General features: G+C 25.4%; 8 protein-coding genes. All 8 read right to left on the minus strand.

Annotated features, from left to right (window positions below):
* Positions 1-303 precede the first annotated feature (303 nt).
* Positions 304-954: a CRISPR-associated endonuclease Cas6 gene (locus KQI16_RS03775; RefSeq protein WP_119864911.1), complete on the minus strand. Its 651-nt coding sequence runs from the start codon at positions 952-954 to the stop codon at positions 304-306.
* A gap of 19 nt (positions 955-973) precedes the next feature.
* On the minus strand, positions 974-3,274 hold the full coding sequence (gene cas3, locus KQI16_RS03780; RefSeq protein ID WP_216432358.1) for a CRISPR-associated helicase Cas3': 2,301 nt from the start codon (positions 3,272-3,274) through the stop codon (positions 974-976).
* Positions 3,252-3,953 carry a type I-B CRISPR-associated protein Cas5b gene (gene cas5b / locus KQI16_RS03785; protein ID WP_216432360.1) on the minus strand — a complete coding sequence of 234 codons (702 nt, stop codon included), beginning with the start codon at positions 3,951-3,953 and terminating at the stop codon, positions 3,252-3,254. Before cas5b ends, cas3 begins: the two co-directional genes overlap by 23 nt.
* A gap of 15 nt (positions 3,954-3,968) precedes the next feature.
* Positions 3,969-4,883, minus strand: coding sequence for a type I-B CRISPR-associated protein Cas7/Csh2 (cas7b, locus tag KQI16_RS03790; protein ID WP_119864908.1), 915 nt, complete (start codon positions 4,881-4,883; stop codon positions 3,969-3,971).
* Between the two features lie 25 nt (positions 4,884-4,908).
* Entirely contained in the window at positions 4,909-6,756 is a 1,848-nt protein-coding gene (locus tag KQI16_RS03795; protein ID WP_216432362.1) for a TIGR02556 family CRISPR-associated protein, read from the minus strand.
* A gap of 224 nt (positions 6,757-6,980) precedes the next feature.
* On the minus strand, positions 6,981-7,586 hold the full coding sequence (gene cas4, locus KQI16_RS03800) for a CRISPR-associated protein Cas4 (protein ID WP_119864906.1): 606 nt from the start codon (positions 7,584-7,586) through the stop codon (positions 6,981-6,983).
* On the minus strand, positions 7,567-7,857 hold the full coding sequence (gene cas2 / locus KQI16_RS03805; protein WP_119864905.1) for a CRISPR-associated endonuclease Cas2: 291 nt from the start codon (positions 7,855-7,857) through the stop codon (positions 7,567-7,569). The genes cas4 and cas2 overlap by 20 nt, the downstream gene beginning before the upstream one ends.
* Complete coding sequence (gene cas1, locus KQI16_RS03810) at positions 7,857-8,843, minus strand: CRISPR-associated endonuclease Cas1 (protein ID WP_216432364.1); 987 nt, start codon at positions 8,841-8,843, stop codon at positions 7,857-7,859. Before cas1 ends, cas2 begins: the two co-directional genes overlap by 1 nt.
* Positions 8,844-9,103 lie beyond the last annotated feature (260 nt).

Genomic DNA, 9,103 nt, shown 5'->3' on the forward strand with positions numbered 1-9,103 from the left:
ACTCTAATATCAGTTCTTTTTATGTATCTATTGGCCCCTATCAGGTTATTAATTATCAAATTATCTTGACTAAATAATTATTTTTATTTAACAGGAGTAATATAAAATAGAAAAAAACTATATCAATTAGGATTTAGATAAATTGTAAGACAAACCTAGACTTAATAAATTTAAATAAGCTTATAATTTTTTTAGCATAATATTAGATTTGCCCTACAAAATATTTTTCTACTTTTATTTTGATTTATCTTAAAATATACTATAAGATACTTTAATTAAAAGGGATTTTGTATAACTGTTCCTTTATATTATTTTTATCGTTCCAAAACCTCTTGAAACAGATTTACCAAGGCCTAAATAATCAGGAATATAAAAATTAACTTTAAAATTTCCTAAAAAAGCAGTATGTTTTATTCCTTTTAAATTTACTTCAGTTTCCTTTAAATTTATCCAGCACTTTATTTCTTCCTTAACTGTATAATTAAATCCCTTTGACATTGATATTATATTACCTATTAAAATTTTTTTAAGAAGATCTTCTTTCTTTATTTCATTTGCAGCTTTATATAAAGAGTTATTTTTTTGACTTAAGGCTATCCAAGGAGTTTCAAATTTATATTCTATATAATCCTCTGCTTCACCAAAATCATAAGTTTTTTTGATAATACTATTTTCTAAGGAATCATAATTAACTCCATTTATAATTATGTTATCTTCCTCAACTCCTATATTGGCAATTATTTGGGCAGCTTCATTAATCCCAATGATTATTGGCTTATTATTAATTACCTTATATTGTACTAAAGGATATCTGTAAATAAATTTATCATTGTCATGATTATGCATTAAGTTATTATCTATATATTTATTTCCTAAATAACCTCTGATTTTCTCACTATATCTAGGAGATAAATTTAAATTATTAAAAGTTAATTTACATATTTCTACTTGCAAAGCAGGCCTCCTCTAATTATTAAAGTATAATTTGCTTTTCTTCTTCTGTTTTATAACCAAACTTTCTATCATAACAACTGTTAAGTTCATAAGAAGAAATATAGTCTAGTTTTCCATCAACGTTTTCTTTGCACTTATTTCTAAATACTGAAATAACATAGCTATAAAAATCTGTTTTTATTTTTTCTAATTTATTTCTTCGAGTTTTTATATCTTTTATATTTTTATATTCTAAATAATTTTTCCAAAGCTTCTTAGCTTTATTATCAAGTTCTATAAATAATTGAACTTTATCTTGATCTTCAATTAGTTTAAATTCATCCTTTACTTTTTCAAATTCTAATTCATAAATATCTTTTATTAAGTCATTAGATTTATTATTGGATTTATTTTTATCTACTTCTTTAAAATACATATCACTTATTGTTTTATAATCTTCTTCTAAAATAATAGTTTTTCCCTCTAATACCTTTTTAGTAGCATTTAATAGGGTATCAGAATAGATATAACTAGCTAAAAGTCTATTATTCTCTTCTATTTTTACAAGATGAACTTCTCCTAAATATTCTCCCCTATTTTCTCTGTTTGCCCTGCCCGCACTTTGATTGATAGAATCTAGGGGAGCTATATCCCTAACCACAATATCCATATCAATATCTACTCCAGCTTCGACTAACTGGGTGCTTACTACAATCATCTTCTTTTTTGAATTTCTTATTTTCTCTATTCTAGTTCTTCTTTCAATTGGAACTATACTTGTAGATAAATATTCTAATTTTCTATTATCCTCAAGTTTTTCTATTCTTTTATATAATTCCTGAGAAAGTTTGATTGTATTTACTATAAACAAAATATTCTTATTTTTATTTTCTAAAATCATTTTCTCAGCAAATTCAAAAAACTCTTCCTTATTCATAGGATCTTGATGAACTAAAAGCTTTGTTCTTTTATATGCTTTAAAGTATTCTTCAGACTTAGATGCAAGCTCTATAATTTCATTTTTTTGAAAAATTAAAGGCTGGGTAGCTGTTATAAAAATAAAATATATATTTAACCTTTCTGACATTTCAGTTAAAAGCTTATTTATTATCTTCCAGTACTTATAAGGTATAGACTGAACTTCATCTAGTAAAACTATAGAATCGGACAAAGAATTATACTTAATTAAACTACTATTTTCGTTTGAAAACAAGCTATTAAATAGCTGTATAAAAGTAGTTACTACAATTTGAGAATTCCAATTTTGAGTTAAAAATCTTCCCTCATCACCCTCATAATAAAGCTCAGTCTTCTCATAATTTTTAGGTGATAGATAATGATGTTTTAATATTTTATCTGAGGTTACCTTATCTAAGTTCATTACTTCTTCTAGAGCTTTTTTATAGTCTTCATAGTTTTGATCTATAACCGAAGTAAAAGGAAGACAATATATTATTTTCATATCCTTTTCTAACATCTTTTTTAATTTTAAGGCTGCTGCCATACAGGTATAGGTTTTACCACTACCTGTTGGCAAAGTTATAGACATAATTCTTTTATTAACATTATTTAGACTAGCTAAAACATCTTCATATACTATGTTTCTTAAATTAGCTTTATCAGGAATTCCAAACTTTTTTAGCTTATATTCATCAATAAGATTTTCAGGAATATCATAGTTAATATTATTTTCTTTCCTAAAAATTGCATGTTCCTTATCTGCATATATTAGAACTGAAAATAAAAATTTAAATAGTATATATTTTTCAAAATTTTTATTATCTTCTAATTCATCATTATAGTCTTCCAACTCATCATCAATAATTTTAAGCAAATCTATAATTTCCTCTTCAGAAGGTAATTTTAAATTTAATTCTTTGGCAATAACTTTAATTTCTTCATTTAAAGCGTTAAATTGTACTTTTATTAGATTTTCTTTTTCTAAAATATCGTCTATTTCCTCTACAAAATCCTTAAAATTACCATGATGATGCTTTATGGAAATGTAAGCCATAATAGCTAGTTCCTTATTTTTATTTTTAAGATTAAAATAACAAATTATAGCTGATATTAATGCATGACTTTTTTTCTTTTCATCAATCTTTGAGTCTTTTTCTTCTATTTTATCATTTAGATATTTTTGAAAAAAGCTTGTAGCTTTACCAAGGTCATGGCAGTAACCCATGACCTTAGCTACAGCAGATAGTTCTTCCTTAGAATATTTAAAATTAATATCTTTTGTCTCAATTAAATTAGCTGCTCTATCTCCAACAAATTTTAAATGCTCAATTAAATTTATACCAGGATGAGATAATACTTTATAAGAAGACAATCTTTTCACCATCACTTCCTTTGTAATAATTACACTTACATCTTATTGGAAAACCATTGCGTTCAAATAAAACCTTTATATACTCTGTTATTTCCCTATTAGTATTCATTTCATTAGGAATATTATCTTTGAAATATTCTTTATTATCTTCGAATTCTATTTCTACTTCCTCATGAAAATTTATAGCAGTATCAATATAAACAAAATCCTCCAAGTTATTAACCTCATTAACTTCTATTTCTTTAATATATTCAAATTCTGCTATATATTCACTTAGTCCCATGGATAAAGTATAATAAGTTTTCTTTTTTTCTAAGAAGTTTTTAAGATTATTGTATATTTCACTATTATTATGAGAAAAATATATTCTGAATTTAGGATCCTTTAAAAGTTCAAAGGTTACTTGAGTTCTATCCTTAATCTTGCTATACATATTGGCAGTTTTTGTATTTATTAAATTATAAGATATTCTGCTTTTATTTACAGGACTGGCAATTTGTATAGCTATTTTAGCATCCTTTTTATTAAAATATTTAAGGTATACTTCCTTATCTAATCCAATAATCGCTGAAATCATACCTGCTACAGTAGGCCTTGGAGGTATAGAAAAAGTTAAAGGTGATGAGGTGGTATAAAATTTTCTAAAATGCCCATAGTCACTTTTTATATCAAAAACTAAGCATTTCATAAATATCACTCCTCATTATTTTATTTCTAATGCCTTTAATTCTACATCCCTAATTGCCTCTGTAAATTCTATTTCTTCCCCATCTAAGCAGAATTTTATATCTTCATCAATTACATATTCTATATTTTCAATTTTTTCTTTATTTAAAGTAATAGCCCTTAGCAAATCTCTTAATTCTATTTTATAGTCTTTAGGACTTCTAATATTTTCATCCTCCATTTCCTTATTTAAAGATAATTTATTTAGTAAAGCGCCTATATGATAGTTATCTTCCTTGAAATTTATCTTTAATAATAATCTTGGTAATTGGCCAATCTTACTTCTTGAAATTAAGTTTTTAGTTCCATTCCACATTGCTTCCATTAACAAATTTACATCTTCCTCTGTTAATTTTGTATGTTCAGCTGCATGTTCATTGATTATTCCATAAAAACCAACTAAGCTATATGGAAGTATATATTCTTCTCTAAAGGTTTTATTAGACTTTCCTTCTCCTGAAGCAAAAGCTCCTGTACCCTTTATTCTTTTTAATACAACTCTGTGAAGGGACCTTCCCATATTAAATTGTACTGGTCCAGTAAAGGTTATTGAATCTTTATCTAAAGGTATAGTTGCACCAAATAATCTCACATCTATACATTGTTCTGTTACAGACTTTTTTATTTCTTCTTTTGTTTTGCCAAAATCCTTTGCTCTCATTTTAGCATCTTGAACATTTTCTTTGTCATCCTTAATTTCTCTTACAAAGATCTCTAAACCTTTATAGTCATATAAATAATCCCTTATTGTTCTTTTTAATCTGACATCTGTTACAAGATTTATTCCTGATTCTTCGTCTATTCTAGGTTTATTTGAATCTAATGGATCACCATTTAAATTATTGTTTGTTCCATCATATAAAAAAATTAATTCTGATCTATTTTTTATCATCTTTATTCCTCCCATAAAATATTTATTAATTTTGTGAAATTTCCTTTTCTTCCTTAGTATTTAATTCAAATTTTTTAACCATATTCATACCTAAGGAAAAATAGAAAGGTATATCTAAATCAGCTAAATCTTTTAGTTTATTACTCAATATTAAATTTTCTGAGGCATATTGTAATTCTTCATTATAATATTCAGCATCATATTCTGATAATTTTCCTTGAATTTTTGGCAGTAACCTTACAAGATCTTTTTTATTTAAATTTAATCCATTTAAGTTACTCATGAATGGCTTTCTACCATTTTCCTTACTTGCTTGAAGGTTAATTAATTTTTTACTTAAATAACCAATCATAAATACAGCTTTTTTAGAGTATGAATTGAAAAAAGCTTTATTTTTATTGAAGAAATCTTCAAAGGCATCAATTTTATTTGGAAAGTCTTCCTTTTTCCATACTTTATTTATCATAGCTTCCACTCCTTCCTCTCCTTTATTTCTAAATTTATTAATTTTATAAAGATAATATATAAAGGTATATGCCCTAAAAGTTGCAGTATAATAATTGTCTTCTCCTTTTACAAATTCATCTTTTTCCTCTTTTTTAAATGCTTCAATTAATTTTTTATTTATAAAGTTAATTAAAAAGTTATATTCAATTTTTCCCTTTCCAATTATCTTATCTACTGTATCTAGAAAGTATTTATTATATTCTTTACTGCTATATAGCATATTTAAATAATTAAAATTTGCTAAATAGTCCATATCAGCAAAGAATTCAGTTTTCCTAATATCTTCCCAGGCTTTGTTTAGCATATTAAAAGTTGATGGGTAAACATCTTCTATATTAAGTAAAATATTAAAAGCATTATTATTTTTTTCAAAGAACATTAAATCAAAAGTTACTTTATTTTCTTCTTCTCCTAATTTTCTAATTATTCTATCTTCAACTTTTCCAATATCCTTTGCCTTTTTTTCTTCATCTTTTAATAATCTTCCATATTTTTTCAATATATTTTCTAAATCTTTAGAATATATTGGCTTAGGTATTAGATAAAATGACCTTCCGTAAAAATTAAAAAGTAAATTTTTTTCAATATAATTTTTACCCAGTTCTAAATTTATAGCGCACTCTTGGCAAACAGGATAGTTACGCCAGCTTTTTTCATAATTAAATCCCCCTGCAATATATCCAGGTTTATCAACTGTATAATAGGCATATGGGCTAGCAAGACCAAAAACTCTTTCTTTTTTTGAATTACATATTGAACAAAAATTTTCATAGCCAACTACCTCTTTTTTGAAGGTTTCACTATAATAAAATTTCTTTAAGGGTACTTCTCTCACTCTTCTCTTAAAGACTTCAAAATCACCTATATACTTCTTACCTTCTATACCCTCTAGTACAAGTGTTAAAATTACTCTTCTATCTTTTTTAGGAACAGTATTAAAAATGTTAGTTATTGCTTTAATATTTTTTTCTTCTTCCTCGGCTAATTTTCTATACAACTTTGTAAGAATGTTTTTTTCTCTTTTCTCTTCATTTGTATCATTACAATAATTAATTCCATCCTTTAATGATACTAATATCTTATTTTTATAAGTTTTATTAGGCTCTGTAATTTTAGCTGTAGGGGTTATATCACTTCCTCTAGATGATCCTGCTTTATATAAATACTTAAATTTTAATTCATTATCATATTCTCTTTGATTTATCTCTTTAAATATGAAGTCATCATCTATATAATTTAATGTAATCTCATAAACAGTTTTATATTTTCCTCCATCGGAAGGATCTTCAGTAAAAATTTCTAATAACTTATCTTGAGATTTAAAATTGTTATACTGTAATTCACCAATATCTCTTATTGCCCTCATTTTACACCTCCTATTTTTTGTTTCATTAGTATTATTACCAAAGTTTTTTACATTATACTTTAATAATATCAATTTATAAAATCATCTTAAAACTATTTGGTTTATTATGTATATATTACCATATTATTGTCCATAATAAAATTGCATTATAATAAGCATTGAAATATAATTTCAATCTATGTTTTTCCATTATAATAAGGAAAAGGGAGCTAAATTTAGCTCCCTTATTTTTCACAAATATTTCTATAACAACAATCTATACATCTTGCTTTACTTTTTGTGGCCTTTGGATAATATCCTTTTAATACCTTTTTATAGTCTTCAATATATTTTAAGCATTTCTTTTTTAACTTACCATCAAATTCTATTTCTTTTAATAAATTTTTACTCCTCAAATAAACTAAATAAAATTTATTTACTTTAGCATTATATGCTTCTTCGATAATTAATGAATATAAGGCCATTTGTATTTTATAAGTTTCAAAATCTCTTTCTTTATATTCCGCAAATTTATAATCTAATGGAGCATAGCTCCCATCATTTAATAAATAAATTTCATCAACAATACCTTTTATTCCTAATTTTTTTGAAATTAAATACTTTTCCTGCTCTTTACTAATTCCGCCTATCCTCTTTCTTATTTGCTTGTCATTATGAGCCTTTTTATCTAAATGCTTTTCCCTGCCCAGTTGTACCTTAAATCTATTTTCTTCGTACTGCCTAATGTTTAAATTTTTTATAAAGTAGGTAAATCTTGGGCAATATAAAAATTCAATAATTTCTGACGGAGTAATATACTCTTCAAATTCATTAAATAAACTTTGATACAACTTCGTTAGTCACCAGCTTTCTATCAAAACCATTTCCAATTATATCTGTATCATAAATATATTGATTATTTGTGGGAAAAATGTATATAGAGTCTGTTGCTTCGTCAATAAGCTTCTCCATAATTATTTTTAATTCATCCTTATCATTCTTATTTAATTCCCCTAAAAAAATACTTTTTTGAACTCTATATAGACCTTTATTTTTACATGCTTTTATAGCTCTATTTCTTATTTTAGTATCGGAAATATCATACATGACCCAATATAACATTAAGACACCTCATTTAAAATTCTATTTGCAATATTATGGCAATCATATTTAATAATATTATTGAGTTTTATCATTTTTCCCTTATATTTAACTTTTTCTTCAAACCTATTATTAATTACTTCTATTAAAAGCTGCTTTCCATTTTTGTTTAGCCAATAACCGCCGCCCTCTATTTTGTCAAACATATCTTCTTTAACTTTTCTCTTTGAAAAAAGACCAAAAACTACTTCATCCATGTAAGCTCTATACATTTCTATAAGATCAAAAACTAAGGCTGTTTTATTATAATTATCTGTATGCATTATACCAATATAAGGATCTAAACCAGCAATAATACATGACCTTTCTACGTTAGAATAAAGTATTCCATAAGCATAATTTAGCATGCAGTTAAACTTATCTTTAGCTGGATTCTTGCTTCTTCCTACAAAAGCATATTTTTCTGGTATTAATTGACCTAAAGTCTTAAAATATAGCTTTGCAGAAGCTCCTTCATATCCTTCTAATGTACCTCTTATATTATTTATCGTAACATTCTTTAATTTAATGACTTTTTCTTTATATTCTTCTAACTTATCTACCGCTTCATTTATAAGTTTTACTTTTTCATAACTTCTGTTAAAAGAAAGCTTTTTTAAATGATTTATTTGATTATCTATTTTTTGTGAAATCCACTCCTTTACAAATTCTGTTCCTAGCTCCATTTCGCATAGCTTTAACTGATTTCTTCTTATTGTTGTTATACTTCCTAGTTTTGAATGCCATACTCTTCCAAATGGTTGGCCATTATATTCAAGAAATACTACATCTATATTATTTTCTATAGCCAGTTTTAAAGCATCAGTTGTTACTAAAGCAGCAGTTGTAATTAAAATTTTGTCTATTTTCTTACAAGAAAATTCCTGCCTAACTCCACCAACTGTAACTTGAAATCTTTCATCCACTTTTCTTAAGTATGCTCCATTAGTATTAATAACCAACTCCATTTGCATCACTCTCCCAAATATAAATATTTATAAATTTTAATATTAAAATTCTAGACAATTTTTGTTAATTATAAACATAATTTTAAATTTTTTACTTAATTATTCAAAATAACTAATCCCTATATTTTTCTTAATAAAAAAAGGGGCTGTCGCATTAGCGGTTAAAAATCGCTAATGCTCAGCTCTTATTTTGTACTGTTTTATATGAATTTTAAAGAGTTTTTCAAATAAATTCATCTCTACTCCTTAAAAATGGCGCA

It is taken from the genome of Caproiciproducens sp. MSJ-32 (genome assembly GCF_018918055.1).
Lineage (GTDB): Bacteria > Bacillota > Clostridia > Clostridiales > Clostridiaceae > Clostridium.